The sequence below is a fragment of the Streptomyces sp. NPDC017943 genome (assembly GCF_044328425.1).
In the GTDB taxonomy this organism is placed as follows: domain Bacteria; phylum Actinomycetota; class Actinomycetes; order Streptomycetales; family Streptomycetaceae; genus Streptomyces; species Streptomyces djakartensis_A.
Genome location: NZ_JBIRHH010000004.1, coordinates 52807 through 79493 on the forward strand (window position 1 = coordinate 52807; position 26687 = coordinate 79493).

At 73.7% G+C, this 26687-nt stretch carries 25 protein-coding genes; 11 read left to right on the plus strand and 14 right to left on the minus strand.

Annotation, left to right across the window (positions count from 1 at the left end):
• Positions 1-4: 4 nt before the first annotated feature.
• From ACH4C6_RS13690 to ACH4C6_RS13700, 3 genes are read right to left on the minus strand one after another with little or no spacing between them, the layout of a single operon-like run.
• On the minus strand, positions 5-1714 hold the full coding sequence (locus ACH4C6_RS13690; RefSeq protein WP_398108775.1) for an L-aspartate oxidase: 1710 nt from the start codon (positions 1712-1714) through the stop codon (positions 5-7).
• The gene (gene panC / locus ACH4C6_RS13695) at positions 1711-2712 is read right to left on the minus strand and encodes a pantoate--beta-alanine ligase (protein ID WP_398108776.1); all 1002 of its coding nucleotides are present in this window, start codon (positions 2710-2712) and stop codon (positions 1711-1713) included. The genes ACH4C6_RS13690 and panC overlap by 4 nt, the downstream gene beginning before the upstream one ends.
• Entirely contained in the window at positions 2709-3647 is a 939-nt protein-coding gene (locus ACH4C6_RS13700; protein WP_398108777.1) for a Rossmann-like and DUF2520 domain-containing protein, read from the minus strand. The genes panC and ACH4C6_RS13700 overlap by 4 nt, the downstream gene beginning before the upstream one ends.
• A 193-nt stretch (positions 3648-3840) precedes the next feature.
• Here ACH4C6_RS13700 and ACH4C6_RS13705 point away from each other — a divergent pair, with 193 nt between their 5' ends.
• Entirely contained in the window at positions 3841-5043 is a 1203-nt protein-coding gene (locus tag ACH4C6_RS13705) for a threonine aldolase family protein (protein WP_398108778.1), read from the plus strand.
• Positions 5044-5048: 5 nt separating this feature from the next.
• Here ACH4C6_RS13705 and ACH4C6_RS13710 read toward each other — a convergent pair whose 3' ends face one another.
• Entirely contained in the window at positions 5049-5261 is a 213-nt protein-coding gene (locus tag ACH4C6_RS13710) for a hypothetical protein (RefSeq protein WP_398108779.1), read from the minus strand.
• Positions 5262-5420: 159 nt separating this feature from the next.
• Between ACH4C6_RS13710 and ACH4C6_RS13715 the strand changes: the two genes are divergently transcribed.
• Positions 5421-6530 carry a DUF5937 family protein gene (locus tag ACH4C6_RS13715; protein WP_398108780.1) on the plus strand — a complete coding sequence of 370 codons (1110 nt, stop codon included), beginning with the start codon at positions 5421-5423 and terminating at the stop codon, positions 6528-6530.
• 27 nt (positions 6531-6557) lie between these two features.
• Here the strand turns inward: ACH4C6_RS13715 and ACH4C6_RS13720 are convergent, their stop codons facing one another.
• Together ACH4C6_RS13720 and ACH4C6_RS13725 are read right to left on the minus strand one after the other, a co-directional pair.
• Positions 6558-7229 carry a response regulator gene (locus ACH4C6_RS13720; protein ID WP_369198854.1) on the minus strand — a complete coding sequence of 224 codons (672 nt, stop codon included), beginning with the start codon at positions 7227-7229 and terminating at the stop codon, positions 6558-6560.
• Between the two features lie 117 nt (positions 7230-7346).
• A complete protein-coding gene (locus ACH4C6_RS13725) occupies positions 7347-8537 on the minus strand; it encodes a sensor histidine kinase (RefSeq protein WP_398108781.1) in 1191 nt (396 codons plus the stop codon).
• Positions 8538-8655: 118 nt separating this feature from the next.
• On the opposite strand from ACH4C6_RS13725, the gene ACH4C6_RS13730 reads away from it, so the two are divergent.
• Positions 8656-9651, plus strand: coding sequence for an SAM-dependent methyltransferase (locus ACH4C6_RS13730; RefSeq protein WP_398108782.1), 996 nt, complete (start codon positions 8656-8658; stop codon positions 9649-9651).
• 34 nt (positions 9652-9685) lie between these two features.
• Here ACH4C6_RS13730 and ACH4C6_RS13735 read toward each other — a convergent pair whose 3' ends face one another.
• The gene (locus tag ACH4C6_RS13735) at positions 9686-10837 is read right to left on the minus strand and encodes an NADH-quinone oxidoreductase subunit D (protein WP_398108783.1); all 1152 of its coding nucleotides are present in this window, start codon (positions 10835-10837) and stop codon (positions 9686-9688) included.
• Positions 10838-10868: 31 nt separating this feature from the next.
• Between ACH4C6_RS13735 and ACH4C6_RS13740 the strand changes: the two genes are divergently transcribed.
• Together ACH4C6_RS13740 and ACH4C6_RS13745 are read left to right on the plus strand one after the other, a co-directional pair.
• Complete coding sequence (locus ACH4C6_RS13740) at positions 10869-11501, plus strand: PH domain-containing protein (RefSeq protein WP_398108784.1); 633 nt, start codon at positions 10869-10871, stop codon at positions 11499-11501.
• Between the two features lie 62 nt (positions 11502-11563).
• Entirely contained in the window at positions 11564-12889 is a 1326-nt protein-coding gene (locus ACH4C6_RS13745) for a PH domain-containing protein (protein ID WP_398109336.1), read from the plus strand.
• Between the two features lie 118 nt (positions 12890-13007).
• Here the strand turns inward: ACH4C6_RS13745 and ACH4C6_RS13750 are convergent, their stop codons facing one another.
• Together ACH4C6_RS13750 and ACH4C6_RS13755 are read right to left on the minus strand one after the other, a co-directional pair.
• Positions 13008-14231 (minus strand): hypothetical protein, encoded by a 1224-nt coding sequence (locus tag ACH4C6_RS13750; protein WP_398108785.1) that lies wholly within the window; start codon positions 14229-14231, stop codon positions 13008-13010.
• 129 nt (positions 14232-14360) lie between these two features.
• Positions 14361-15482, minus strand: a complete 1122-nt coding sequence (locus tag ACH4C6_RS13755) for an alpha/beta hydrolase (RefSeq protein WP_398108786.1) — start codon at positions 15480-15482, stop codon at positions 14361-14363.
• A gap of 232 nt (positions 15483-15714) precedes the next feature.
• Here ACH4C6_RS13755 and ACH4C6_RS13760 point away from each other — a divergent pair, with 232 nt between their 5' ends.
• The 6 genes from ACH4C6_RS13760 to ACH4C6_RS13785 all read left to right on the plus strand — a co-directional run bounded on the left by ACH4C6_RS13760 (position 15715) and on the right by ACH4C6_RS13785 (position 20853).
• On the plus strand, positions 15715-17550 hold the full coding sequence (locus ACH4C6_RS13760) for a phosphatidylglycerol lysyltransferase domain-containing protein (protein ID WP_398108787.1): 1836 nt from the start codon (positions 15715-15717) through the stop codon (positions 17548-17550).
• A 169-nt stretch (positions 17551-17719) separates the two neighbouring features.
• A complete protein-coding gene (gene folP, locus ACH4C6_RS13765) occupies positions 17720-18601 on the plus strand; it encodes a dihydropteroate synthase (protein ID WP_398108788.1) in 882 nt (293 codons plus the stop codon).
• Positions 18598-19101, plus strand: a complete 504-nt coding sequence (locus tag ACH4C6_RS13770) for a nuclear transport factor 2 family protein (RefSeq protein ID WP_398108789.1) — start codon at positions 18598-18600, stop codon at positions 19099-19101. The genes folP and ACH4C6_RS13770 overlap by 4 nt, the downstream gene beginning before the upstream one ends.
• Before the next feature lie 237 nt (positions 19102-19338).
• Positions 19339-19698, plus strand: coding sequence for a dihydroneopterin aldolase (gene folB, locus ACH4C6_RS13775; protein ID WP_398108790.1), 360 nt, complete (start codon positions 19339-19341; stop codon positions 19696-19698).
• Positions 19695-20306 (plus strand): 2-amino-4-hydroxy-6-hydroxymethyldihydropteridine diphosphokinase, encoded by a 612-nt coding sequence (folK, locus tag ACH4C6_RS13780; protein ID WP_398108791.1) that lies wholly within the window; start codon positions 19695-19697, stop codon positions 20304-20306. Before folB ends, folK begins: the two co-directional genes overlap by 4 nt.
• 58 nt (positions 20307-20364) lie before the next feature.
• Complete coding sequence (locus tag ACH4C6_RS13785) at positions 20365-20853, plus strand: DUF3180 domain-containing protein (protein WP_398108792.1); 489 nt, start codon at positions 20365-20367, stop codon at positions 20851-20853.
• 13 nt (positions 20854-20866) lie between these two features.
• Here the strand turns inward: ACH4C6_RS13785 and ACH4C6_RS13790 are convergent, their stop codons facing one another.
• The 5 genes from ACH4C6_RS13790 to tilS form a co-directional block, all read right to left on the minus strand.
• Positions 20867-21724: a hypothetical protein gene (locus ACH4C6_RS13790; RefSeq protein WP_398108793.1), complete on the minus strand. Its 858-nt coding sequence runs from the start codon at positions 21722-21724 to the stop codon at positions 20867-20869.
• 200 nt (positions 21725-21924) lie between these two features.
• The gene (folE, locus tag ACH4C6_RS13795) at positions 21925-22530 is read right to left on the minus strand and encodes a GTP cyclohydrolase I FolE (RefSeq protein ID WP_383507666.1); all 606 of its coding nucleotides are present in this window, start codon (positions 22528-22530) and stop codon (positions 21925-21927) included.
• Between the two features lie 108 nt (positions 22531-22638).
• A complete protein-coding gene (gene ftsH, locus ACH4C6_RS13800; protein WP_398108794.1) occupies positions 22639-24678 on the minus strand; it encodes an ATP-dependent zinc metalloprotease FtsH in 2040 nt (679 codons plus the stop codon).
• Between the two features lie 187 nt (positions 24679-24865).
• Entirely contained in the window at positions 24866-25426 is a 561-nt protein-coding gene (gene hpt, locus ACH4C6_RS13805) for a hypoxanthine phosphoribosyltransferase (RefSeq protein ID WP_333932331.1), read from the minus strand.
• Between the two features lie 62 nt (positions 25427-25488).
• Positions 25489-26526: a tRNA lysidine(34) synthetase TilS gene (gene tilS, locus ACH4C6_RS13810; RefSeq protein WP_398108795.1), complete on the minus strand. Its 1038-nt coding sequence runs from the start codon at positions 26524-26526 to the stop codon at positions 25489-25491.
• Between the last annotated feature and the right edge of the window lie 161 nt (positions 26527-26687).

Genomic DNA, 26687 nt, shown 5'->3' on the forward strand with positions numbered 1-26687 from the left:
TCGGTCACTGCTCCTGGGGGGCCTGGGACGGGCAAGTCGTAGGGAAGTGTGTGGTGTCCGTGGTGTGCACGGCCAGCGTGCGGTCGGGGTTGAGGCGTACGACGATGTGGCGGCGCCAGGCCGTGTCGTCGCGCTCGGGGCGGTCCTCGCGCCAGTGGCAGCCCCGGGTCTCCTCGCGCAGCCGGGCGGCGGCGACCAGGACGCGGGCCACGCACAGCAGGTTCGTGGCCTCCCAGGTGTCGGTGCCGGGCTCGGCCGTCTTGCCGTGCTCGGTGAGGGCCTCGCGGGCGTCCGCGTGCAGCCGCTCCAGCTGGTCGGCGGCGCGGGTGAGGGAGTCGGCGGAGCGCAGGACGCCCGCGCCGTTGGTCATGATCCGCTGGATCGTGAGGCGGGCCTCGGGGCTCTGCAGGGGGTGCTCGGGGATCTCGGGGTGCGGCAGGGGGTGCGGCACGCGCGCGTGCGGGCCGGCCGCGGCGATGTCGGCGGCGATGCGCTCGGCGTAGACCAGGCCTTCGAGGAGGCTGTTGGAGGCGAGGCGGTTGGCACCGTGCACGCCGGTGCAGGCCACCTCGCCGCACGCGTACAGGCCGGGCACGGTCGTACGGCCGTGGGAGTCGGTGCGCACGCCGCCGGAGGCGTAGTGGGCGGCCGGGGCGACCGGGACGGGCTCGGTGATCGGGTCGATGCCGTGGGCGCGGCAGGCGGCGAGGATCGTCGGGAAGCGGCGCTCCCACATCTCGGCGCCGAAGTGCCGGGCGTCGAGGTACATGTGCTCGGCGCCGCGCTCCTGCATACGGCGCGTGATGCCCTTGGCGACGATGTCGCGGGGGGCGAGCTCGGCCAGTTCGTGCTGCCCGACCATGAAGCGCACGCCGTCGGCGTCGACCAGGTGGGCGCCCTCGCCGCGCACCGCCTCGGAGACCAGCGGCTGCTGACCCTCGGCGTCCGGGCCGAGGAAGAGGACCGTGGGGTGGAACTGGACGAACTCCAGGTCGCTGACCTCGGCGCCCGCGCGCAGGGCCAGGGCCACGCCGTCGCCGGTGGAGACCGAGGGGTTGGTGGTGGCGGAGAACACCTGGCCCATGCCGCCGGTGGCCAGCACCACCGCGGGGGCGTGCACGGCGCCGACCCCGTCGTGCTGGCCCTCCCCCATGACGTGCAGGGTCACGCCCGCCGTGCGTCCCTCGGCGTCGGTGAGGAGGTCCAGGACGAGGGCGTTCTCCACGGTGCGCATGCCACGCGCGCGGACCGCCTCGACCAGGGCGCGGGAGATCTCCGCGCCGGTGGCGTCGCCGCCGGCGTGGGCGATGCGGCGGCGGTGGTGACCGCCCTCGCGGGTCAGTTCCAGTTCGCCCGCGGGGGACGCGTCGAACCGGGCGCCGGTCCCGATGAGGCGGCGCACCGCGTCGGGGCCCTCGGTGACGAGGATGCGGACCGCCTCCTCGTCGCACAGGCCCGCCCCGGCGACCAGGGTGTCCTCCAGGTGCTGCTCGGGGGTGTCGCCCTCGCCCAGGGCCGCGGCGATGCCGCCCTGGGCCCAGCGGGTGGAGCCGTCGTCGAGCCGGGCCTTGGTCACCACCACGGTGCGCAGCCCCGCGGCCTCGCAGCGCAGGGCGGCGGTCAGGCCGGCGACCCCGGAACCGACGACGACCACGTCCGCGGTGAGGGACCACCCGGGGGCGGGGGCGTGCAGTCGTATGCCTGTGGTGGTCACGAGGCGGCTCCGAGGGTTCCGAAGGTGAGCGGGATGTTGTCGATCAGCCGGGTGGTGCCGACCCGGGCGGCGACGGCGAGGACCGCCTCACCGGCGAAGTCCTCGCCGATCTCGGTGAAGTCGGACGGGTCGACCAGGGCGAGGTAGTCCAGCTTCAGCGGCGGGTCGAGCCGGGCGGCCTCGTCCAGGACCTGGCGGGCCGCCGCGCGGACGGCCGCGGGGCGGCCCGGGGCGGCCGTGGCGACCGCGTGCGTGTCGGCCGCCGCACGGGACTCGCCGAGGGCGCTGAGCGCCTCGGCACGCGCGCGCGTGGCGGGCACCTCCCGGGCCCGGGCGCGCAGCGCCTCCTGCGCGGCGTGCCGGTCCCGGCCCGCGAACAGGGCCCGGGACAGGGCCAGGGCCGTGCGCCGCTCGGGGGCCGACAGGTAGCGGTTGCGGCTGGACAGGGCCAGTCCGTCCTCCTCGCGGACGGTGGGGACGCCGGCGATCTCCACGCCGAAGTTCAGGTCGCGCACCATGCGGCGGATCAGGGCGAGCTGCTGGGCGTCCTTCTGGCCGTACAGGGCGATGTCCGGGCGGGTGAGGTGCAGCAGCTTGGCGACGACGGTGAGCATGCCGTCGAAGTGGCCCGGCCGGGAGGAGCCCTCCAGGCGCTCGCCCATCGGTCCAGCGCTGATGCGGACCTGGGGCTCGCCGCCCGGGTAGACCTCCTCGACAGCCGGGGCGAACACGACGTCCGCGCCGGACCGCCCGGCCAGCGCGAGGTCGGCGTCCAGGGTGCGCGGGTAGCGGTCGAGGTCCTCGCCCGCGCCGAACTGCAGCGGGTTGACGAACACGGTGACGACGACCTCGCCGTCGGGCCCGGCCATCTCGCGTGCGGTGCGCACGAGCGTGGCGTGGCCCTCGTGCAGGGCGCCCATGGTCATCACCACGGCGCGACGGCCCTTGCGTACGCGTGCGTGCAGTTCACCGGCGGTGCGCAGCAGGGTGGTGGTCATCGGGTGTCCCCTTCGGTGCCGTCGGTCCCGTCGGTGCCGTGGGCGAGTACCCCGAGGAGGTCCTCGGCGAGTTCCGGCTTCAGCATTCCGTGCGCCAGGGCCCGGTCGGCGGTGGCGCGGGCCATCGCCAGGTAGCCGGCGACGGTCTGCGGGGCGTGCCGGCGCAGCTCGGTGACGTGCGCGGCGACCGTGCCCGCGTCCCCGCGCGCGACGGGGCCGGTCAGGGCCGCGTCGCCGGAGCGCAGGGCGTTGTCCAGGGCCGCGCCGAGCAGCGGTCCGAGCATCCGGTCGGGGGCGGAGACCCCGGCGGTGCGCAGCAGCTCCATGGACTGGGCGACCAGGGTGACCAGGTGGTTGGCGCCCAGGGCGAGGGCCGCGTGGTAGAGCGGGCGGTTCTCCTCGGCGATCCACTCCGGCTCGCCGCCCATCTCGATGACCAGGGCCTCGGCGGCCAGGCGCAGCTCCTCGGGGGCGGTGACGCCGAAGGAGCAGCCGGCCAGGCGCTGGACGTCCACGGGCGTGCCGGTGAAGGTCATCGCGGGGTGCAGGGCGAGCGGCAGGGCACCGGCGCGCAGGGCCGGGTCGAGGACGCGCGCCCCGTACCGCCCGGAGGTGTGGACGAGCAGCTGGCCCGGCCGGACGGAGCCGGTGTCGGCGAGGCCGGAGACCAGGCCGGGCAGGGCGTCGTCGGGGACCGTCAGCAGCACGAGGTCGGAGCGCTCCAGGACCTCGGCGGGCGGCAGCACCGGCACGTCGGGCAGCAGCTCGGCGGCGCGGCGGCGGGAGCGCTCGGAGACCGCGGAGACGGCAACCGGCCGGTGCCCGGCGAGCTGGAGGGACGCCGCCAGAGCGGGTCCGACGCGCCCGGCGCCGATGACGCCGACGGTGAGCCGTGCGGGGCGGTCCTTGGGGTCTGGCTGTGGGGTTGTGTTCACTCGACGGCGGCCTTCCCGTTCCAGTCCGCTCCGGGTACCGGACGATTTCTCGTCATGTTAACGCTATCGGTCGGCGGGGTGTCCGGCCGTCCACAGGCTGTGCACACCGTCCGGGGCCCCGCCCCCGGACGCGGTGAACGGCTGCGGGAAACCCGGGTGCCCGGCCGCACGCGCGCGGGAGAGGATCCGGGGCATGACTGACACGGCGGAGCACGACGGACGGGCGGCGGACCGGGAGCGGGACGAGGACGCGCGGGGGCCGGGGCTGCGGGAGCGGCGGCTGGCCGCCCACCGCGGCGCACGGCGGGTGCTCGCCCGCTTCGGCTTCCATCGCACGCTCCGCGAGCGCCTGGCGCTGCTGGCGGACGCGGGGGACCTCCACGACCTGGACGAGCCGTCCGACGTCTACGGCGGCGGCGTCGTGGAGGCCCTGGAGCGGAAGGTCGCCGGACTGCTCGGCACGGAGGCCGCCGCGTTCTTCCCGACGGGCACGATGGCGCAGCAGGTGGCCCTGCGCTGCTGGGCGGGGCGCACCGGCGACCGGACGGTCGCCGTGCACGGGCTCAGCCACCCCGAGGTGCACGAGCGCAACGCGTTGCGCGAGGTCGGCGGGTTGCGCCCGGTGCGGGTGACGAGCGAGCCGCGGCTGCCGACCGCCGCCGAGGTGCGCGGCTTCGAGGAGCCCTTCGGCGCCCTGATGCTGGAACTGCCGCTGCGGGACGCCGGTTTCGTGCTGCCGTCCTGGGAGGAACTCACCGGGGTCGTCGAGGCCGCCCGGGAGCGGGACGCGGTGGTGCACTTCGACGGGGCCCGGCTGTGGGAGTCCACCGTGCACTTCGGCCGGCCCCTGGCGGAGATCGCGGGCCTGGCCGACAGCGTCTACGTGTCGTTCTACAAGTCGCTGGAGGCGTTCGGCGGCGCCGCCCTGGCCGGGCCGGAGCAGCTCGTGGACGAGGCCAAGGTGTGGCGGCACCGCTACGGCGGCCAGGTCTTCCAGCAGTTCCCGACCGTCCTGTCGGTGCTCGCCGGGCTGGAGCGCGAGCTGCCCCGGCTGCCGGAGTACGTCGCCCACGCGCGCGTGGTGGCCGCCGCCCTGCGGGAGGGCTTCGCCGCCGCCGGGCTGCCGTGGGCGCGGGTGCATCCGGAGGTGCCGCACACCCACGACTTCCAGGTGTGGCTGCCCTACGAGGCGGACGTCGCGGGCGAGGCGGCGGTGCGCACGGCCGAGGAGACGGGCGTGGAGCTGTTCGGCGCCGGCTGGACCCGCGGCGGCCCGGGGCTGTCGTACACCGAGGTGCACGTGCGGGCCGCCGGGCTGGAGTGGACCGGGCAGGACGTGCGGGCGGCGGTGGCCGCGTTCGCGGCGCGGCTGCCGGGGCGGCCGCAGCGCCGGTGAGCGGCTCAGGCGGGCCGGGCGGGGTGCCTGCGCCACCGGGCCAGGGCGTCCCGGAGGCGGTGGCGCACCGGGCGTCCGGCCAGGACCGCCCGGAACTGCCGTTCGTCGCGCCACTCCTTCACGACCTGCCAGTCGTGCGTGCCCGGTACGGGCGGGGCGGTGTCGCCCAGGGAGCGGGCGCGGTAGGTGTCGAGGAGGTACTGCTGCGTGATGCTCATGACGGATCGCCTCTGCGGGACGGGGTGATGGAGGTCCGAAGGCTCCGCGGCTGCCCCGGTGCCTCCACCGTGCGCCCGCGTCCGGGGCGCCGTCGCGTCGATTGACGGCGGCCGTCAATCGTCGGGAGCGTTGTCGGTGGCGGGGTGCACCATGAGGGCATGAGCGTGCACATCGACATCGCCGGGCTGCGGCCGGAGAGGGTCGCCGTCGTCCCCTCGCCCCTGGCCGAGCTGGGCATGGCGCTGCACGCGCTGTCCGAGCCCGCGCACCACCCGGGCCTCCAGGGCTGGGTGACGGGCGTGAGCGCGCGGCTCGATCCGCATCTGGCCGACCGGATGTGCGAGGCCGACTTCCTGTGGCGGTCGACGTTCTCGGACCTGTTCATGCCGTGGGCGGGTCTGCCGGAGAGCGGGACGCTGCCGGGCGGCACCCTCGCCGAGGAGCTGGACCAGCTCGACAAGCTGTCCGACGAGCAGTTCGTCGACGCGGCGCTGGAGTTCACCTGCGCCGTCGGCTACGGCACGTGCGGGCCCACCCCGCTGTCCGACCCGGGGGTGCGCCGCCGGGCGCTGGAGCTGGCCGCCGCCCGCGGGCCCCAGCAACTGCGCTTCACCGAGCGGCTGCTGGGCGACCCGCCCGCGATCCGGGCCTGGCTGCGGCAGTTCCTGCGGGACTGCGAGGAGGCGTTCTTCGCGGAGGCGTGGGGCCGGCTGCGCCACCAGCTGGCCGCCGACGCCCGGCACAAGACGGACCTGCTGCGGCACAAGGGCCTGCCCGGCATGCTGGCCGCGGTGTCCCGGGCGATCACGCTCGACGCGGCGGGCACCCGCCTCACCGTCGACAAGCTCGGCGGGGACGACGTCACGACCACCGGCGACGGCGGGCTGCTGCTCGTGCCGACCAGCCTGGGCTGGCCGCACCTGATGGTCCTGCACCGCCACGGCTGGCAGCCGGTGCTCCACTACCCGGTGGGCTCCCCCGAGCTCGCCGCCCCGCCCAGCCTCGAGCAGCTGGCGCTGCGCATGACCGCCCTGTCCCATCCCGTGCGCATGCGCATCTGCCGCTTCCTGGCCCGCAGCGCCTACACCACGGGCGAGCTGGCGCAGGTGCTGGGCATGACGGCCCCGGAGATATCCCGGCACCTGGCCCTGCTGAAGAAGGCCGGCCTGCTGACCACCCGCCGCCGCGGGCGCTACGTGCTGCACCAGCTGGACGTCACGGTGGTGGCCCGGCTCGGCAGCGAGTTCCTGGAGGGGATCCTCAGATAGCGGGCGCTCCGGCTGCCCGCTGCACGCTCAGCCGTGCCCGCCCGCCCGGACCAGTCCCGTCTCGTAGGCCAGCACGACGACCTGCACGCGGTCCCTGAGGCCCAGCTTGGTCAGGATGCGGCCGACGTGCGTCTTCACGGTCGCCTCGGAGAGCACCAGGCGGGCCGCGATCTCGCCGTTGGACAGGCCCTGCGCGACCAGCACCATGACCTCGCGCTCACGGTCGGTGAGCCGCTCCAGCTCCTTGTGCCGGGGCTGCTGCGCGGTGCTCGGCAGCATCGGCGCGAAGCGGTCCAGCAGCCGCCGGGTGGTGGAGGGGGCGACGACCGCGTCACCGCTGTGCACGGACCGGATCGCGGTGAGCAGTTCGCCCGGGGGCACGTCCTTGAGCATGAAGCCCGAGGCGCCCGCCTTCAGCCCGGAGAAGGCGTACTCGTCGAGGTCGAAGGTGGTCAGGATGAGGACCTTCGGCGGGTCGGTGTCCGCGCAGATGCGGCGCGTGGTCTCCACGCCGTCCAGCTTCGGCATGCGCACGTCCATCAGCACCACGTCGACCTGGGTGGCGCGCAGTGCCTGCAAGGCCTCGACGCCGTCGCCCGCCTCCGCGACGACCTCCATGTCCGGCTGGGCGGCGAGCACCATCCGGAATCCGGTGCGCAGCAGCACCTGGTCGTCGACGAGCATCACGCGGATCGTCATCGGGGCCTCTTCCATGTCGTCAGGGCAGTTCACTGGGGGTGCGATGGGGTGCGATGGGGGGCGTTCCGGGGCGTGTCCCCGGGCGTGACAGGTGTCAGCGAGGGGCGTGCGGCGGCGTCAGTGCGCGGCTTTGAGCGGGAGCAGGGCACTGATGCGGAATCCTCCGCCGGGGCGCGGGCCCGCGTCCAGGGTGCCGCCGACCATGCCGACCCGCTCGCGCATGCCGATCAGGCCGTGGCCCTGGCCGTCGAACCCGCCCTCCTCGTACAGCTCGTGCGGGGCGCCCTTGCCGTCGTCCTCGACGAGCAGGCCGAGGCCGTCGTCGAAGTACACCAGGCGCACGCTGGCGCCCGCGTTGGGGCCGCCGTGCTTGCGGGTGTTGGTGAGCGCCTCCTGCACGATGCGGTAGGCGGTGAGCTCGACGCCGCTGGGCAGCGGCCGGGGCGTGCCCTCGACCTTGAAGTCGACCGGCAGGCCCGACCCGCGGCACTGCTCGACGAGGTCCTCGATCTGCTGCACGTCCGGCTGCGGCACGTACTCGCCGGCCTCCTGGTGCTCCCCGGTGCGCAGCACGCCGAGCAGGCGGCGCATCTCGGCGAGGGCCTGGCGGCCGGTGGAGGAGATGGTCTCCAGGGCCTTCTTCGCCTGGTCGGGGGCGGCGTCGAGGACGTAGGCGGCGCCGTCGGCCTGGACCACCATCACCGAGACGTTGTGCGCGACGACGTCGTGCAACTCGCGGGCGATGCGGGCCCGTTCCGCGGCGACCGCGACCTTGGACTGCGCCTCGCGCTCCTTCTCCAGCCGGGCGGCCCGCTCCTCCAGCTGCGCGAAGTAGGCGCGGCGGGTGCGGATGGAGTCGCCGAGCACCCAGGCCAGCGCGAAGGGCACCGTCATGAAGACGGCCGCGGCGATGTTGGCCGCGACGCCGTTCTGCTCGTTCGGCCAGCGCAGGTGGGCCACCGGGGCGGCGCACAGTCCGGCGGCCAGCGCGAAGCGCGAGGCCCAGCGCGCGCCCTCCGCCGCCACCGTGTAGACGATCACCAGCATGGCGAAGTCGGCGGGGGTCATCTCCACGTCGGTGATCAGCTGCGCCACCCCGACCGCGGCCGCGAGCAGCAGCATCTTCTCCGGCATGCGGCGGCGCAGCGCGACCACCAGGCACAGCAGCACCGTGAGCGGGACGGCGGCGGCGGGGGGCCCGAAGACGCCCGTCGCCCCTCCGACCACGGAGATCCCGAGGAGGGCCACGGCCCAGAAGCCGTCGACCCACGTCGGGTGCCTGCGGAGGAAGTCATAGAGGCGCTGCACGTAACCCAGCGTAGGGAAGCGGAATAGGTGCAGGGGTCAACCGGAGGGCCGATCCGGACCGGGCGCGCGTACTCCGCAAGGTGGAGTTGCGTGCGTTGTGTGCGCATAGCCTGACCCGGTGACGACGGGAACCGGCAACGAGTGGCGCGGGTGGCGCGCGGCGGCGCACGAAGCCCTGTACGCGCCGGGGGGCTTCTACCGGCGGGCCGGTGCGGGCCCGGCCGGGCACTTCCGCACCTCGGTGCACGCCTCGGCGCTGTTCGCCGGGGCCGTGGCGCGGCTGCTGTGCCGCGTCGACGAGGCGCTGGGCCGGCCCCGGGTGCTGGACTTCGTCGACATGGCCGCCGGGCGGGGCGAACTGGCCGCCGGCGTCCGGGCCGCGCTGCCCGCCGAGGTGGCGGAGCGCACGCGCGCGTGCGCCGTCGAGGTCGCCGGGCGGCCCCCGGGGCTCGATCACCGGATCGAGTGGCGGGCCGAGCCGCCCGGGGAGGTCACCGGGCTGCTCTTCGCCAACGAATGGCTGGACAACGTCCCCGTCGAGGTTGCGGAGGTGGACGGCACGGGCACGGCCCGGCTGGTGCTGGTCCGGCGGGACGGCGTGGAGCGGCTCGGGGACCCGGTCGGCGGGGCCGAAGCCCGCTGGCTGGAGCGCTGGTGGCCGCTGCGCGCCGAGCCCGGGCTGCGCGCCGAGATCGGGCTGCCCCGGGACGAGGCGTGGGCCTCGGCGGCCGCGACGCTCCGGCGGGGGCTCGCCGTCGCCGTGGACTACGCGCACACCGCCGGCGCGCGGCCGCCCTACGGGACGCTGACCGGCTTCCGGGACGGACGCGAGACCACACCCGTCCCGGACGGCTCCTGCGACCTCACGGCGCACGTCGCCCTGGACGCCTGCGCGCTGCCCGGCGGACGGCTGCTCCCCCAGCGCGAGGCACTGCACGCCCTCGGCGTGAGCGGCGCACGCCCTCCGCTCACGCTCGCCTCGACCGACCCCACCGGATACGTGCGCGCCCTCGCGAGCGCCGGGGAGGCCGCCGAGCTGACGGCACCGGGCGGACTGGGCGACTTCGGCTGGCTGGTGCAGCCGGTGGGCATCGCGGACCCGCTGCCGCGCTGAGTGGGCATCGCGGACCCGCTGCCGCGCTGAGCCCCTACTTGTCGATGTCGCCGACGACGAAGAACATCGACCCCAGGATCGCCACCATGTCGGCCACGAGCGTCCCCGGCAGCAGTTCCGTCAGCGCCTGGATGTTGTTGTACGACGCCGAGCGCAGCTTCAGCCGGTACGGGGTCTTCTCGCCCTTGCTGACCAGGTAGTAGCCGTTGATGCCGAGGGGGTTCTCGGTCCAGGCGTAGGTGTGGCCCTCGGGTGCCTTGAGGACCTTCGGCAGCCGCTGGTTGACCGGCCCGGGCGGCAGCCCGGCGAGCCGGTCGAGGCAGGCGTCGGCGAGGTCCAGCGCGTTGTGCGTCTGCTCCAGCAGGCACTCGAAGCGGGCGAGGCAGTCGCCCTCCTGCCGGGTGACCACCTTCAGGGTGTCCTGGAGCTCGCCGTAGGCGAGGTACGGCTCGTCGCGGCGCAGGTCGAAGTCGACGCCCGAGGCGCGGCCGATCGGCCCGCTGACGCCGTAGGCGTGCACGGCCTGCGGGGACAGCACGCCGACGCCGCGGGTGCGGCCGCGGAAGATTTCGTTGCCCAGCACCAGGTCGTCGAAGCGGTCCATACGGGAGCGGACGTCGGCGACGGCGGTACGCGCGCGTGCGGTCCAGCCGGCCGGCAGGTCCTCCTTGAGGCCGCCGACGCGGTTGAACATGTAGTGCATGCGCCCGCCGGAGACCTCCTCCATCACGTGCTGGAGCTCCTCGCGCTCGCGGAACGCGTAGAAGATGGGGGTGATCCCGCCCAGTTCCAGGGGGTACGAGCCGAGGAACATCAGGTGGTTGAGCACCCGGTTCAGCTCCGCGAGCAGCGTGCGCAGCCACACGGCCCGCTCCGGGACCTCCATGCCGAGCATCCGCTCCACGGCGAGCACGACGCCCAGCTCGTTGGAGAACGCCGACAGCCAGTCGTGGCGGTTGGCGAGCATGATGATCTGACGGTAGTCACGCGCCTCGAACAGCTTCTCCGCGCCGCGGTGCATGTAGCCGATGACCGGCTCCGCGTGCATGATGCGCTCGCCGTCCAGGACGAGCTTCAGCCGCAGCACACCGTGCGTGGAGGGGTGCTGCGGCCCGATGTTGAGCACCATGTCGGTGCTCTCCGCGGCGCCGCCGATTCCGACCGTGGTCTCCGTCGTAGGAGTCATGGACACAGTCTCTCGTACGTACGCTGGCCTCATGGAGACGGGGAGTGCGCACGAGGCGGGCACGACGGGGGCGGAGGACTCCACCGGGGCGGCGGGGCCGGCGAGCCCGACCGCGACGGCGGGACCGGGCGGGACCGCGGGACCGGGCGGGACCGCGGGACCGGGCGGGACCGCGGGACCGGGCGGGACGGCGGCTCCCCTCGAGCCGGAGTGGATCGCCCTGCCGCCCGGACTGCTCAGGATGCGGCGGCTGCTGCTGGTCGTCTGGCTCGGGCTGGTCACGCTGGCCGCGGGGCTGGTGCCGGGGCTGCTGGCCGGGCCCGCCTGGGCCGCCTGCGCGCTGCCGCCGCTCGCGCTCGCCGTGTGGGGCTGGGTGATGCTGGAGCGCAACTGGCGCTCCTGGCGCTACGCCGAGCGCGCCGACGACCTGCTGATCAGCCGCGGTGTGCTGTGGCGCGAGGAGACGGTCGTGCCGTACGGGCGCATGCAACTGGTGGAGGTCACCTCCGGGCCCGTCGAGCGGCACTTCGGGCTGGCCAGCGTGCAGCTCCACACGGCCGCCGCGGCGACCGACGCGACCATCCCCGGCCTGGACCCGGCCGAGGCGGAACGCCTGCGCGACCGGCTCACCGAGCTGGGCGAGGCCCGATCGGCGGGCCTGTGACGCCGCCGGGGGCCGCCGGGACCGGCACGGACCCGCTCGACGGCGAGGCCCGGAGCGAAGACGTGGCCGACGGGGACGCCGCCGGCGGGGCCGTCGAGCGGCGGCTGCACCCCGTCACGCCTCTGCGCCGCGCCTGGGCGCCGGTCGCCGTGCTCGTCGGCTGGGCCGTCCACGATCCCGACGGCGCGCAGCGCAACCTGTCCCGGCTGACGACCACCACCCTGCTCATCGGTCTCGCCGTCCTCGTCCCGGCCGCCGCCCTCTACGGGTTCTGCTCCTGGTGGTTCACCCACTTCGCGGTGACCGAGACCGAACTGCGCATCCGCACCGGCCTCGTCTTCCGCCGCACCGCCCACATCCGGCTGGAGCGGATCCAGGCCGTCGACGTCACGCAGCCCCTGCTCGCCCGGGTCGCGGGCGTCGCCAAGCTGAAACTCGACGTCATAGGCACCGACAAGAAGGACGAACTGGCCTTCCTGGGCGATGACGAGGCACGCGCGCTGCGCGCCGAACTGCTCGCCCGGGCCGCCGGGTTCGCCCCCGAGACGGCCCACGAGGTGGGCGAGGCGCCGTCCCGGCGGCTGCTGCGGGTGCCGCCCGGCGTACTGGCCGTGTCCCTGCTGCTGACCGGCGCGACCTGGTGGACCCTGGTCGCCGCGCTCGTGGTCCCGTCGGTGCTGTGGCTGGTCACCCACAGCCTGTGGACGGTCCTCGCGGTCGCCCTGCCGCTGCTGGGGGCGGCCGGGGCGAGCAGCGTGGGGCGGTTCGTCACCGAGTACGACTGGACGGTGGGCGAGTCCCCGGACGGGCTGCGCATCGACCACGGCCTGCTGGACCGGGCCCACGAGACGGTGCCGCCGGGCCGCGTGCAGACCGTGCGGATCGTCGAACCGCTGCTGTGGCGGCGGCGCGCGTGGGTGCGCGTGGAACTGGACGTGGCGGGCTCCTCCAACTCCGTGCTGCTGCCGGTCGCCCCGCGCGAGATCGCCGAGGACGTCGTCACGCGCGTGCTGCCTGGTGTGACCGTGCCGCAGGCGCCGGCCCTGTCGCCCGCCCCGCGCCGCGCCCGCTGGTGTACGCCGGTGTGGTGGCGCGGCTACGGACTCGCCGTCACGGACGCGGTGTTCGCGGCCCGGTCCGGTCTGCTGAAGCGCAGCCTCGCGCTGGTCCCGCACGCGAAGGTGCAGAGCGTACGGCTGTCGCAGGGGCCGTGGGAGCGGGCCAGGGGCGTGGCGGACGTGCACGTGGACACGGGCGCCGGCAAGACGGTGACGGCCCGGCTGCGCGACGCTGCCGAGGCCCGCGCGCTGCTGGCCGCGCAGGCCGAGCGCTCGCGCACGGGACGCCGCGACGCCCGCCCGGACCGCTGGATGACCGACCCGGCCTGACCCCGCCGGGTAGGGCAAACGCGCGAAGGCGCGAAGGCCCGAAGGCCCGAAGGCCCGAACGCGCGAAGGCCCCCGGCCGCGGCCGGGGGCCTTCGCGCACATCGAGGGGCGCCAGGGTTCAGGAGACCGCGCTGCGCAGCCCCTTCAGGTCGATCTGCTCCGTCTCGTCGTGCGCCGTCAGGTCGATGACCTGGCCGATGCCGCGGGACTCCGCGTCGGCGGGCTTGAACCGGGCCTCGGTCTCCGCCTTGTGCAGGGCGAGCGCCTCCTGGCCGACGACGTCGGCCAGGTCCTCGTTCTGGACCGCCTCCAGGGCCGCCGGCGAGGTGCCCTGCTTCGTGCCGAAGAAGTCGAACCCGCCCTCGGCGACCGGGCGGCGCACCGGCTGCTGCGGCGCCACGGCCACGGCGGTCGGCACGGTGTAGTGCCCGGAGGGAGTCCGCCCGGCCCGCTCGGGCAGGTGCACGTCCTCGCCCCGCGCGGTGCCGGCGGCGGTCGCCTGCTGGTGTCCGTCGGCCGCCCCGGCCTTCTCCTGCGGCCCGTCCTGCGCGGCCGGCTGCTCCTGCTCCTGCTCCCGCTTCTGCGCCCCGTCCGGCTCACCGTCCGGCTCGCCGTCCTGCGCGTCCTGCACGTCCTCCGGCGCGGACTGCGCGTCGCGGCCCTTCGGCCCGCCGTCGCCGTCCCCGCCGCCGTCCGGGTCGGGGACCTTCTCGCCGTCGAACCGGGCGAGCGCGGCCGCCGCCCGCAGGAACAGCCGGGAACCCTCCGGCGAGAACGCCGCGGGGGGCGCGGCCTGCTCCTCGGCGGTGGGCGCGTCGTCCGGTGCCTCGTCCGCCGCGGCGGGGGCCCGCGTCGCGCCCGCGGGCAGCGCGGCCCGTACCGGCGCCGTCGCCTCGATCTCCAGTACCCGGCGCTCCTCCAGGACGCTCGCGCGCTCGCTCTCGGCGGTGGCGTACCGGCGCAGCAGGGCCGCGTGCTCGTTGCGCAGGCCGGCCAGTTCGCTGCGCTTGGCGCGCAGCCGCTGCTCCAGCTTGCCGCGCAGCTCGCGCGATTCCTCGAGATCGGCCTCCAGCTCGGCGACCCGCTCCTCGAAGCGCCATTCGTCGCTCGCACGCGCGCGTACGAGATCGGCGACGCGCCTGCCCGCCTGGGTGTCCCAGCGGCGCAGCACGACAGCGCCGACGACCGCCGTCACCGCGGCCGCGGCGGCCAGCGCGCGGAGCACCACCGGCTCCGTGAACACCCAGGGCCCCAGGGCGCAGACGAGGGAGACGCCTGCGATCGCCGACGGGGGCAACAGCCTGTGCAAGGGCGGGGAATGGCGATGACGTCCACGTGGCATGGCCAGAAACTTACCGCGCGTAGGCGAATCGTGGTGAGTCACCCCGCAAAAACAAAGCCATACCGAGAGACTCACGCGCCATCAGAACTCGGAAAGAAGCGGAATCGGCTGTTCACCCCTTTACGAAGATCATTTCCGGGTGTCGTCCAGGCGCTTCCCCAACCACTCCAGCGTCGCGGGGATCTCACGCCGCCAGGTGTTGAAGTTGTGGCCGCCGCTTTCCAGGACGATCGAGGAGATCCGGGTCCGTCCGGTGCCCTTCACGCGCTCGATGAACCGCAGGGTGTCCCGGTAGTTGGATTCGCCCTTCCTGCTGGTGGTGACCAGCAGAGAGGTGTCGGGAGCGGGCGCGTGGGCGAGGTACCACCACAGATCGGCGCGACGGCGCAGCGCCTCGTCGCCCCGGAAGAGATCGCCCGTCGTGGCGTCCAGCGGCGCCTCGTAGTACGCCGAGAGACCGGCCCCCGCGCCGTACACGCCGGGATGGTGCAGGGCGATCTTCAAGGCGCAGTATCCGCCGGTGGAGTTGCCGACGATGCCCAGTCCGCCGGGCTTCCCGGCGACCCGGTAGTGGCCGCGCAGCGCGCCGGGCAGATCGACGGCGAAGAACGACTCCGCCCGCGGCCCGCCGGGGACGTCCACGCACTCGGTGTCGCGGGGCGGCGCCACCGTCGGCCGCAGCATCACCAGGATCATCGGCGGCATCCGGCCCGCCCGGGCCAATTCCCGTGCCGTGCGCGGATAGTGGAGCTTGTCCACCAGCGCCGACGCCGTGCCCGGATAGCCGGTGAGCACCACGGCGGCGGGGAACACCCGGGTGCGGTGGCGCGGCTGGAAGTACTCCGGCGGCAGATAGACGTACGCGGGCGAGGCGATGCGGCTCGTCCGGCCCGCGATCTCCACCCGCTGGATCCGGCCCGCGGCGGCCGGACCCCCCGCCGCACCCGGGACGCGCTGCGAGCCCACCACCCGCAACGGGTCCCGCCCCGGCGTGTGGTCGACGACCACGCCCTGCTCCTTCTCCTGCCCGAACAGGTCCGCCCAGCTCGCGTAGAAGCCGAACGCCCGGTTGGCGGCCAGCCCCACCGCCGTGAACAGCACCAGCTGCGTGGCCAGCAGCAGTCCGGCCCGCCCGGTCACCGCGCCCCAGCCGCGCCGGGCCAGCCGCGGCCACAGCACGAGCGTCCCGGCGAACAGCAGCACCGCCGCCAGCACCGCCGCCGCCAGCACCGCGTCACTCGTCAGACCCATGAGTCGGTCACCTGCTCGCACTCTCCGCCCGGCACCGCCCGCGAACAGACCTTCGCAAGAGGTTGTCCCGGGCTTTCCTCGGCCTTGGGAACGGCTTTGACGTGGGGAGTGAACCTCTCCCTCCGAGACACCGTCCTAGAGGGCGCAATGTCGCCGGATGCCCGAATCGGGCCCGGATCCAAGGTCTCTCGCAGAACTACGGGATGCGATGTCTGTCAGGACAGATGACGAAATGTCGGGTGGGGTTCCGGGTGGTCGGGCCGCCCCCGCACGCACCGGCCGGATCGGCCGGGCGCTGCGCGGCCCACGCCCCGAGGCCGTCCCCGTCCTCGTCGGCAGAGCCTGCGCCCTCGTGGGCCTGCTGGACATCGCCGCGGGCGTCTTCCCCCGCTTCCGGCACAGCCGGATGCACGCCCTCGCCGAGGTCCTGCCCGGCGCGCTCGGCCCGTTCGCGGCCGCCCTGTCCCTCAGCACCGGCGTCCTGCTGCTCCTGCTCGCCCACGGGCTCAAGCGCGGCAAGCGCCGGGCCTGGCGAGCGGCCGTGGTGCTCCTCCCGGCCGGCGCGGTCGCCCAGTTCGCCTACCGGCACTCCGTCCTCGGCGTCCTCCTCTCCCTCGCCCTGCTGGCGCCGCTGCTGCGCCACCGCGACCAGTTCGACGCCCTGCCCGACCCCCGCAGCCGCTGGCGCGCCCTGGCCAACTTCGTCCTGATGGGCGCCGGTTCGCTGCTGCTGGGCCTGCTCGTCGTCAGCGTCCACCCCGGGCGCATGCTCGGCGACCCGAGCCTGGCCGACCGCATCACCCACGTCATCTACGGCCTCTTCGGCTTCGAAGGACCCGTCGACTACCGGGGCGACACCTCCTGGACCGTCGCCTTCTCCCTCGGCGCGCTCGGCCTGATCACCGCCGTCACCACCATCTACCTGGCCTTCCGCCCCGAGCACCCGGCCGCGCAGCTCACCGAGCAGGACGAGGCACGCCTGCGCGTCCTGCTGGAACGCCACGGCCGCCGCGACTCCCTCGGCCACTTCGCGCTCCGCCGCGACAAGGCCGTGGTGTTCTCCCCCAGCGGCAAGGCGGCCGTCACCTACCGCGTGGTCTCCGGCGTGATGCTCGCCAGCGGCGACCCCATCGGGGACGTCGAGGCCTGGCCGGGCGCCATCGAACGCTTCATGGACGAGGCCAGGGCCCACTCCTGGACACCGGCCGTCATGGGCTGTTCCGAGACGGGCGGTGAGGTGTGGACCCGCGAGACCGGGCTCGACGCCCTCGAACTCGGCGACGAGGCGGTGGTGGACGTCATGGATTTCTCCCTGGCCGGCCGCGCGATGCGCAACGTGCGGCAGATGGTCAAACGCATCGAGCGCGCCGGTTACGAAACCCGGGTACGACGTGTCCGTGACCTCGGCGAGGCCGAGCTGGACCGCATCCGCCGCGCCGCCGACGACTGGCGCGGCACCGACACCGAGCGGGGCTTCTCCATGGCCCTCGGCCGCGTCGGCGACCCCGCCGACGGCGACTGCCTGATCGCCACCGCCCACAAGGCCGACGACCGGCCCGGCCCCCACGGCGACCTGAAGGCGGTCCTGCACTTCGTGCCCTGGGGCGCCGACGGCGCCTCCCTGGACCTCATGCGCCGCGACCGCTCGGCCGACCCCGGCATGAACGAACTGCTCATCGTGGCCGCCCTCCAGGCCGCGCCCCGCCTGGGCATCGCGCGGGTCTCCCTCAACTTCGCCATGTTCCGCTCCGCGCTCGCCCGCGGCGAGAAGATCGGCGCCGGGCCGGTCCTGCGCGCCTGGCGCGGCCTGCTCGTCTTCCTCTCCCGCTGGTTCCAGATCGAGTCCCTGTACAAGTTCAACGCCAAGTTCCAGCCGCGCTGGGAACCCCGCTTCGTCGTCTACCGGGCCTCCGCCGACCTGCCCCGCATCGGCCTCGCCGCCCTGCAGGCCGAGGGCTTCGTCAGCCTCGCCCTGCCCCTGCCGCGCTTCCTGCGCCGCCGGCGCCCGGTCGTCCGCCGCCCCTGCGCCCACGGCACGAGGACGGACCACCACGTCCGGGCGGCCTGACACCGCGACCCGCCCCCGGCGCACCGCGACCCGCCCCCGGCACACCCCGGCCGGCCCGGTCCCGGCACACCCCGGCGTGCTCCCGGCACACCGTGACCCGGCCGGCGCCCGCCCCGCCCCGCGCGGGCCTCGGCACCGGGCCGCCCCCGCCTGGGCCTACGCTGAACATATGAGCAACCAGAGCGGACGCGGGCGCGTGGCGGGCCTACCGGATCGGGACCGCTGCGCGGTCATGGGAGTCGTGAACGTCACGCCCGACTCCTTCTCCGACGGCGGCCGCTTCTTCGACACCACGGCCGCCGTCAAACACGGCCTGGAACTGGTCGCCGAGGGCGCCGACCTGGTCGACGTCGGCGGCGAGTCCACCCGCCCCGGCGCGACCCGCGTGGACGAGGACGAGGAACTGCGCCGGGTGGTCCCCGTGGTCCGCGGACTGGCCTCCGAAGGCGTCACCGTCTCCGTCGACACCATGCGCGCCTCCGTCGCCGCCCGCGCCCTCGCCGCCGGCGCCGCCCTCGTCAACGACGTCAGCGGCGGCCTGGCCGACCCGCGGATGATCCCGGCCGTCGCCGACGCCGGCGCCCCCTTCGTCGTCATGCACTGGCGCGGCTTCCTGGAGGGCGGCAACGTCCGCGGCGCCTACGCCGACGTCGTCACCGAGGTCGTCGACGAGCTGCACGCGCGCGTGGAGGCCGTCCTGGCCGGCGGCATCGGAGCCGACCGCGTCATCGTCGACCCGGGCCTCGGCTTCTCCAAGGACGCCGAGCACGACCTCGCCCTCCTCGCCCGCCTCGACCGGGTCCTCGGCCTCGGCCACCCCGTCCTCGTCGCCGCCAGCCGCAAACGCTTCCTCGGCCGCGTCCTGGCCGGGCCCGACGCGGCGCCCCCGCCCGCCCGCGAACGCGACGCCGCCACCGCCGCCGTCTCCGCCCTCGCCGCGCAGGCCGGCGCCTGGGCCGTCCGCGTGCACGAGGTGCGCGCCACCGCGGACGCCGTACGGGTCGCCCGCGCCATCGAGGGAGCCCGCACCGGCGCGGCAGGCGACCGGTGAGCGCCCCGCACACCGATGTCGAGCAGGTCGAGGCCGCCAACACGGCCTTCTACGAGGCACTGGAGCGCGGCGACTTCGAGGAGCTCGCCTCGCTCTGGCTCACCCCTGCCGACCTGGGCGTCGACGAGACCTACCACGACCCCGCCGACGCCGGCGTGGTCTCCTGCGTGCACCCCGGCTGGCCCGTGCTCACCGGCCGCGGCGAGGTCCTGCGCTCCTACGCCCTGATCATGGCGAACACCGACTACATCCAGTTCTTCCTCACCGACGTGCACGTCTCGGTCACCGGCGACACCGCCCTGGTCACCTGCACCGAGAACATCCTCAGCGGCGGCCCCGCCCCCGAGGGCGACGAGGAGCTGGGCCCGCTCGTCGGACAGCTCGTGGTCGCCACCAACGTGTACCGGCGCACGCCCCAGGGGTGGAAGCTCTGGGCGCACCACGCTTCCCCCGTCCTCGCCGAGAACGACGACGAGGAAGAGGACGACACCCCCGCCTGAGCGGGTACCTGCCCGGACGTGGTGGGAATCACCGCCCGGCGGACGCGGACCCCCGGCGGCCCGCGAGCCACCGGGCTGCCCAGGCAGGACACCGGGTGGCTCCCACCGGGACGCGCCCCGGCCCGCGCCCCCGCGGCCCGGGCCCGCCCGGGCGCGCAGGTAGATTCGACCGAGGCCGGTGTGCCGCCCGCACACGGCACCGACCGGCCGGCACCGACGACTGCAGGAGTGATTCGCGTGGATCGTGTCGCGCTGCGCGGCCTGAGGGCCCGCGGGCACCACGGTGTGTTCCCCGAGGAACGCAGGGAGGGCCAGACCTTCGTCGTGGACCTCGTCCTCGGCCTGGACACCCGGCCGGCCGCGGCCGACGACGACCTGACCAAGACCGTGCACTACGGCATCGTGGCCGAGGAGGTCGTGGCCGTCGTCCAGGGCGAGCCCGTCGACCTCGTCGAGACGCTCGCCGAGCGCATCGCCCAGGTCTGCCTGCGGCACGAGGCGGTCCAGCAGGTCGAGGTCTGCGTCCACAAGCCGGACGCCCCGATCACGGTCCCCTTCGACGACGTGACCGTCACCATCACCCGGAGCCGAGCATGACCGCGCCCTTCATCAAGGGTCCCAGCGACCCGACCGTCCAGCCGGTACCCGCCTCCGTCGTCGACCGGGTCGACGCCGCCGACACGACCCTGTCCAACCCCAAACGGGCCGTGGTCGCCCTCGGCTCCAACCTCGGCAACCGCCTGGAGACCCTCCAGGGGGCCGTCGACGCCCTGGAGGACACCCCCGGCGTCCGCGTCAAGGGCGTCTCCCCCGTCTACGAGACCGAGCCCTGGGGCGTGGACCCGGGCAGCCAGCCCGCGTACTTCAACGCCGTCGTGGTCCTCAAGACGACCCTGCCGCCCTCCTCCTTGCTGGAGCGCGCGCAGGCCGTCGAGGAGGCCTTCCACCGCGTCCGCGACGAGCGCTGGGGCCCGCGCACCCTCGACGTCGACATCGTCTCCTACGCCGATGTCGTCTCCGACGACCCGCGGCTCACCCTCCCCCACCCCCGGGCCCACGAACGCGCCTTCGTGCTGGCCCCCTGGCACGACCTCGACCCCGACGCACAGCTCCCCGGCCACGGGCCCGTCGCCGGACTGCTGGACGCCGTCACCCGGGAGGGCGTGACACCGCGCGAGGACCTGGAACTCCGGCTGCCCGAGTAGCCGTTAAGGTCAAGACGGCCGGGAACCGGGCCGAACCGGGGGAATGCGAAGGGACACCGTGAAAGAGCTGCGCATCAGGTTGCTGGCCGGCGTGTTCGTCGTGGCCGGAGTCCTGTCCTGGGCGGGCGCCCGCCTGTGGAACTCGATCGGCACGCTCCCCAGCGTCCCCCTGGCCGCCCCCATCGTCCTGGCCCTGATCGCCGTGGTCCTGCTGGCCACGGCGCTCTCGCTGCGCGCCCGGCTGAAGGCCCAGCGCGAGCGGCGGCCCGACGCCAAGGGCGTCGACCCCATGATGGCCGCCCGCGCGGTCGTCTTCGGTCACGCCAGCGCCCTGGTCGCCGCCCTGGTCGCCGGCATGTACGGCGGCACGGGCGTCTTCCTCCTGGAGTCCCTGGACATCCCGGCCCGCCGCGACCAGGCCATCTACGCCGGCCTCTCGGTCCTCGCAGGCATCGGCGTCATAGCGGCCGCGATCTTCCTGGAGCGCGTCTGCAAACTCCCGGACGACGAGGACACCGAGAACACGGGACCGGCCCCGACGATCTGACGCGGCCCGAGGCTCACCACGCCTGACGGACGAGATGCCCGTTGACCAGGAACCCCGGGTACGGATGCAGGCGGTAGTCGTAGAGGGTGTACGGCTTGTTCGTCGTCACCCTCCGCCGTACCTCGTGCACCTGGGTCCATGTGGTCTCGCGGAGTTGCAGCGGGTGGTGCTCGGGCTTGAACGTTCCCCGGGAGGCCCAGCTGTCGGCCACGACCAGCTGTGCGGCGGGCCTGCCGGGGCGGGGCATGAACCTCGCACCGACCACCTGGGCCAGCTCGGTGAGGAACGGCACGTTCGCGCTGACCAGCAGGCGCCCGGACCAGGACGCCGACCGGTAGCCGTCGCCGTCGGCGTAGCCGTCGAGGAAGCCTTCGAAGGTCTCCATGTCCCGGAGCACGACCCGAGGGAAGCTCTGGCGCAGGTGATGGGCGTCCCCGCCGACGTACTGCCGGAGCAGGTCCGCCAGATACGAGGAGACGACCCGCACCCGGAACCCCGGAACGTCCCTCCGGAGGTAGCCGGAGGGACGTGTCACGGCTTCGAGTCGCGCCGGCAAACCGGTGGCCGCCCTCAGAGAGGCCGCGTACCGCGCGGCGAAGTCCTCGTCGTTCACGACCAGGGACACATAGTTGCGGCCGACCGTCCCGTCGGAGCACGTGGCCCCCACGAAGTAGCCGAGATCCCGCCCCGGCTCGATGGCAAGCCGCACCCTGCACAGCTTTCGCGCAGGCGTCCAGGCCAGAACCGTTCCCCCGGCGTCCCGGGCGTGGACCCACCCGTCCGGCGTGCCCAGCAACTGATCCGGAGCCACCGTGAACGTCAGGTGATCGGTCACCACCTCCACGACCTCGCGGGTGCGGACGCTCGTCACCTGCCGGACTGTCGTCGGGACGGTGCGGTCCCCGTCCAGAGACCACAGCCGACCACCCGCTCGGACGCTCCTCGCCTGCACCCGACCGCCGACAGCGTTCACCACCTGCTTGCTCGGCAGTCCGTACGGCACCGCGATCCCCCCTGGTCAGCGACCCACCACACTGACCAGGACCGTATCGGGACCCTCTGACAAGCGGGTCAGCGCGCCAGTATCAGGCTCATCGCCTCGGCGCGGGTGGTGGAGTCCCGCAGCTGCCCGCGGACCGCCGACGTCGTGGTCTTGGCGCCCGGCTTGCGGATACCGCGCACGGACATGCACATGTGCTCGGCCTCGATCACGACGATGGCGCCCCGTGCCTCGAGGATCTTCATCAGTGAGTCGGCGATCTGCGTGGTGAGTCGTTCCTGCACCTGCGGGCGCCGGGCGAACACCTCGACCAGACGCGCCAGCTTCGACAGACCGGTGATCTTGCCGGTCTCCGCCGGAATGTACCCGACGTGGGCCACTCCGTGGAACGGCAGCAAATGGTGCTCACAGAGGCTGACGATCTCGATGTCCTTGACCAGCACCATCTCGTCGTGGCCCAGGTCGAACGTCGTCGTCAGCACATCCTCGGGCTCCTGCCGAAGCCCGGCCAGCAGCTCACGGTACGCCCGCGCCACCCGCGCCGGTGTCTCCCTCAGGCCCTCGCGGTCCGGGTCCTCGCCGACCGCGATCAGCAGTTCCCGTACGGCGTTCTCGGCGCGCTTCTCGTCGAACTCGCCGATCCGGCCGTCGCCGTCCAGCGTCACGGGGTCGGTCATCTGGTGCCTCGTTCCTGTGTCCCAATGGCGGAAAGCCGCGCCCCCCAGGCTAAAACCTGGGGGGCGCGGCTTTCATTCCGGGGCCGGTGGGCGCCGGGAGGGCTGCGGTCAGCTCTCGGGGCGGTCCTCCGGGGTCCGCTCGGGCGCCGGGGCGGGCTCCGCCGTGGTGCTCTTGGCGGTGCTGATCGCCGGCGTCGCGCCGTTCGCGCCGTTCGTCAGGGCCAGCTCCTTGGGGGAGAGGACCGGCGGACGGGTCGACGGCGTGCGGCGGGAGGAGCCGGTCCAGGCGGGCCGGGGCGGGCGCTTGACGATGGGGGCGAAGATCTCGGCGATCTCCTCCTTGCCCAGCGTCTCCTTCTCCAGCAGCTGCAGGACGAGGTTGTCGAGGACGTCGCGGTTCTCGACCAGGATCTCCCAGGCCTCGTTGTGCGCCGTCTCGATGAGCTTCTTGACCTCTTCGTCCACGAGCGCGGCGACCTCTTCCGAGTAGTCGCGCTGGTGGGACATCTCACGGCCGAGGAACGGCTCGGTGTTGTCACCGCCGAACTTGATCGCACCGAGGCGCTCGGTCATGCCGTACTGCGTGACCATCGCGCGGGCCAGACCGGTGGCCTTCTCGATGTCGTTGGCGGCACCCGTGGTCGGGTCGTGGAAGACGAGCTCCTCGGCCGCGCGGCCGCCCAGCATGTAGGCGAGCTGGTCGAGCATCTCGTTGCGCGTGGTCGAGTACTTGTCCTCGTCCGGCAGCACCATCGTGTAGCCGAGGGCCCGGCCGCGGGACAGGATCGTGATCTTGTGGACCGGGTCGGAGTTCGGGGAGGCCGCCGCGACCAGGGCGTGTCCGCCCTCGTGGTACGCGGTGATCTTCTTCTCCTTGTCCGACATGATCCGGGTCCGCTTCTGCGGGCCCGCGACCACGCGGTCGATCGCCTCGTCGAGCATGTGGTTGTCGATCAGCTTCTGGTCGCTGCGGGCCGTCAGCAGGGCGGCCTCGTTCAGCACGTTGGCCAGATCGGCACCGGTCATGCCGGGCGTGCGGCGGGCGACGGCCGACAGGTCGACGTCCGGCGCGACCGGCTTGCCCTTCTGGTGGACCTTGAGGATCTCCAGACGGCCCTGCATGTCCGGGCGGTCGACGGCGATCTGCCGGTCGAAGCGGCCGGGGCGCAGCAGCGCCGGGTCGAGGATGTCGGGCCGGTTCGTCGCGGCGATGAGGATCACGCCGCCCTTGACGTCGAAGCCGTCCATCTCGACGAGGAGCTGGTTCAGGGTCTGCTCGCGCTCGTCGTGACCGCCGCCGAGGCCGGCGCCGCGGTGGCGGCCGACCGCGTCGATCTCGTCGACGAAGACGATCGCCGGGGCGTTCGCCTTGGCCTGCTCGAACAGGTCGCGCACCCGGGAGGCACCGACACCGACGAACATCTCGACGAAGTCGGAACCGGAGATCGAGTAGAACGGGACGCCGGCCTCGCCCGCGACGGCACGCGCGAGCAGGGTCTTGCCGGTGCCGGGAGGCCCGTAGAGCAGGACGCCCTTGGGGATCTTGGCGCCGACGGCCTGGAACTTGGCCGGCTCCTGGAGGAACTCCTTGATCTCGTGGAGCTCCTCGACGGCCTCGTCGGACCCGGCGACGTCGGAGAAGGTCGTCTTCGGCGTGTCCTTGGTGATGAGCTTCGCCTTGGACTTCCCGAAGTTCATGACCCGGGAGCCGCCGCCCTGCATCTGGTTCATCAGGAACAGGAAGACGACGACGATGAGGACGAAGGGCAGGAGCGAGAGCAGGATCCCGACGATCGGGTTCTGCTTGGACGGCGAGACCGTGTAGCCGTCGGGGATCTGCTTGTCCTGGTACTTGTTCTGCAGCGTGTTGGCGATGCCCACGCCCTGGTCGCCGATGTAGCTCGCCTGGATCTTCGAGCTGCCGTCGACCTTCACGCCGTCCTTGAGCGAGACCTTGATGATCTGCTCGTCACCGGTGGTCAGCTTGGCCGACTCCACCTTGTTCTGGTTGATCGCCTGGACGACCTCGCCGGTGTCCACCGTCTTGTAGCCGCCGGACGAGCCGACGACCTGCATCAACACGACCACGGCGAGGACGGCCAGCACGATCCACATGACCGGCCCACGGAAGTATCGCTTCACGTCCATCCATACGGAGCGGTGCCGCCCCGTCCCTCCTGCCATAGTGAGTTTGATAAAAGACTGTTCTTCGGACGGTACCCCAGCATTGTCACCTGAAGCTGCGCGGTGCGGCTGGCGATCCGTCCACGCCTGCTCCAACGGCGGGCAGCCCGCCGGGGTTCCCGATCACCGTCACGGCACCCCGGCCGGGTGTTCAGCCGCCGTACACGTGGGGCGCGAGCGTACCGACGAACGGGAGGTTGCGGTACTTCTCGGCGTAGTCGAGGCCGTAGCCCACGACGAACTCGTTGGGGATGTCGAAGCCGACCCATTCCACGTCGATGGCCACCTTCGCCGCCTCGGGCTTGCGCAGCAGCGTGCACACCTTGAGGGAGGCGGGCTCGCGCGAGCCGAGGTTGGAGAGCAGCCACGACAGGGTCAGGCCGGAGTCGATGATGTCCTCGACGATCAGGACGTGCTTGCCCTTGATGTCGGTGTCGAGGTCCTTGAGGATCCGCACCACACCGGAGGACTGGGTGCCCGCCCCGTACGAGGATACGGCCATCCAGTCCATGGTGACGGGGGTGGACAGCGCCCGCGCGAGGTCGGCCATGACCATCACCGCGCCCTTGAGGACGCCGACGATCAGCAGGTCCTTGCCCGCGTACTCCGCGTCGATCTTCTCGGCCAGCTCGGCCAGCTTGGCGTCGATCTGTTCCTTGGTGATGAGCACCTTCTCGAGGTCGGCACCCATGTCTTTCGCGTCCACCCGCATCACTTTCGGTCGTCCCACCGGCTGAGCGGTCCTCTCCTCCGCGGGTGCGGAGGGGCGGTGCTTCAGCCTTGCCGAATCACCAGTCTGCCACCCTGCCGCCGGGCCACGACCTTGCCGGGGAGGTTGATGGCTCCCTGACCCCGCCAGCCGGTGATCAGCCGGTCGACTTCCTCGATGTGGCGGGCGAACAGCGATCCGGCCGGTGCCCCGGCCGCGACGGCGGCCCGACGCAGGACGCGGCGGCGCACGGCGGGCGGCAGGGCGTAGAGCTTGGCGCACTCCAGCTGCCCCGTGGCGTCGCGCACGGTGGACTCGACCTGGGAGGCCCAGGAGTCCAGGGCGTCGGCGTCGTCACGGGAGAGCTGGGCCGTCCGGGCGAGTGCCTCGACGACGCCCTTGCCGAGGGCCTTCTCCAGGGCGGGCAGGCCTTCGTGGCGCAGCCGGGAGCGGGTGTAGGCCGGGTCGGCGTTGTGGGGGTCGTCCCAGACGGGCAGGGACTGGACCATGCACGCCTTGCGGGCGGTCTGCCGGTCGAGCTCCAGGAAGGGGCGCCGGTAACGGCCGCCGGCCCCCGAGACCGCGGCCATTCCGGACAGGGAGCGGGTGCCGGAGCCGCGGGCGAGGCCGAGCAGGACGGTCTCGGCCTGGTCGTCGCGGGTGTGCCCGAGCAGGACGGCGGCGGCGCCGTGGCGTTCGGCGGCGGTGTCGAGGGCGGCGTAGCGGGCGTCGCGGGCGGCGGCCTCGGGCCCGCCGGCGCGGCCGACGCTGACGGCGACGGAGTCGACGGGGTCGAGGCCGAGTTCGCGCAGGCGCTGGACGACCTCCGCGGCGCGCACGTCGGAGCCGGTCTGGAGGCCGTGGTCGACGGTGATGCCGCCGGCCCTGATGCCGAGCTTGGGGGACTCGAAGGCGAGGGCGGAGGCGAGGGCCATGGAGTCGGCGCCGCCGGAGCACGCCACGAGCACGAGCGGCCGGGGCGGCCGGTCGTGCGGGGAGGCGTGCGGGACCGCGGCAGGGGCGCGGTGCACTTCGGTGAGGAGGTCGTGGAGGACGCGGCGGACCGCCAGGCGTATCGCCGCGACCGCAGGATGGGGACCCATGTCCGGTTCCCTTCATGAAGTTTTCGGGGGGTGAGCCCGCGTGTCGGTCACGCAGAGTGTGTAGATGGTGACAGAAGCGGGCCGTTCCCCGAGCATTGCACGCCTACCCCTGGCTCACGGTCCCTCGGACGGGTGATTGGTGGGGCGTTCGCCTGCCGTCG

Bases quoted from the DNA above. Each gene is read 5' to 3' on its own strand.
- folE (WP_383507666.1), bottom strand. From the start codon at position 22,530: ATGACCGACCCCGTGACGCTGGACGGCGACGGCCGGATCGGCGAGTTC.
- ACH4C6_RS13735 (WP_398108783.1), bottom strand. From the start codon at position 10,837: ATGACTCCTACGACGGAGACCACGGTCGGAATCGGCGGCGCCGCGGAG.
- panC (WP_398108776.1), bottom strand. From the start codon at position 2,712: ATGACCACCACCCTGCTGCGCACCGCCGGTGAACTGCACGCACGCGTA.
- folK (WP_398108791.1), top strand. From the start codon at position 19,695: ATGACCGCGCCCTTCATCAAGGGTCCCAGCGACCCGACCGTCCAGCCG.
- ACH4C6_RS13760 (WP_398108787.1), top strand. From the start codon at position 15,715: ATGTCGGGTGGGGTTCCGGGTGGTCGGGCCGCCCCCGCACGCACCGGC.
- folP (WP_398108788.1), top strand. From the start codon at position 17,720: ATGAGCAACCAGAGCGGACGCGGGCGCGTGGCGGGCCTACCGGATCGG.
- ACH4C6_RS13755 (WP_398108786.1), bottom strand. From the start codon at position 15,482: ATGGGTCTGACGAGTGACGCGGTGCTGGCGGCGGCGGTGCTGGCGGCG.
- ACH4C6_RS13705 (WP_398108778.1), top strand. From the start codon at position 3,841: ATGACTGACACGGCGGAGCACGACGGACGGGCGGCGGACCGGGAGCGG.
- ACH4C6_RS13715 (WP_398108780.1), top strand. From the start codon at position 5,421: ATGAGCGTGCACATCGACATCGCCGGGCTGCGGCCGGAGAGGGTCGCC.
- ACH4C6_RS13720 (WP_369198854.1), bottom strand. From the start codon at position 7,229: ATGACGATCCGCGTGATGCTCGTCGACGACCAGGTGCTGCTGCGCACC.
- tilS (WP_398108795.1), bottom strand. From the start codon at position 26,526: ATGGGTCCCCATCCTGCGGTCGCGGCGATACGCCTGGCGGTCCGCCGC.
- ftsH (WP_398108794.1), bottom strand. From the start codon at position 24,678: ATGGACGTGAAGCGATACTTCCGTGGGCCGGTCATGTGGATCGTGCTG.
- ACH4C6_RS13740 (WP_398108784.1), top strand. From the start codon at position 10,869: ATGGAGACGGGGAGTGCGCACGAGGCGGGCACGACGGGGGCGGAGGAC.
- hpt (WP_333932331.1), bottom strand. From the start codon at position 25,426: ATGCGGGTGGACGCGAAAGACATGGGTGCCGACCTCGAGAAGGTGCTC.
- ACH4C6_RS13750 (WP_398108785.1), bottom strand. From the start codon at position 14,231: ATGCCACGTGGACGTCATCGCCATTCCCCGCCCTTGCACAGGCTGTTG.
- ACH4C6_RS13710 (WP_398108779.1), bottom strand. From the start codon at position 5,261: ATGAGCATCACGCAGCAGTACCTCCTCGACACCTACCGCGCCCGCTCC.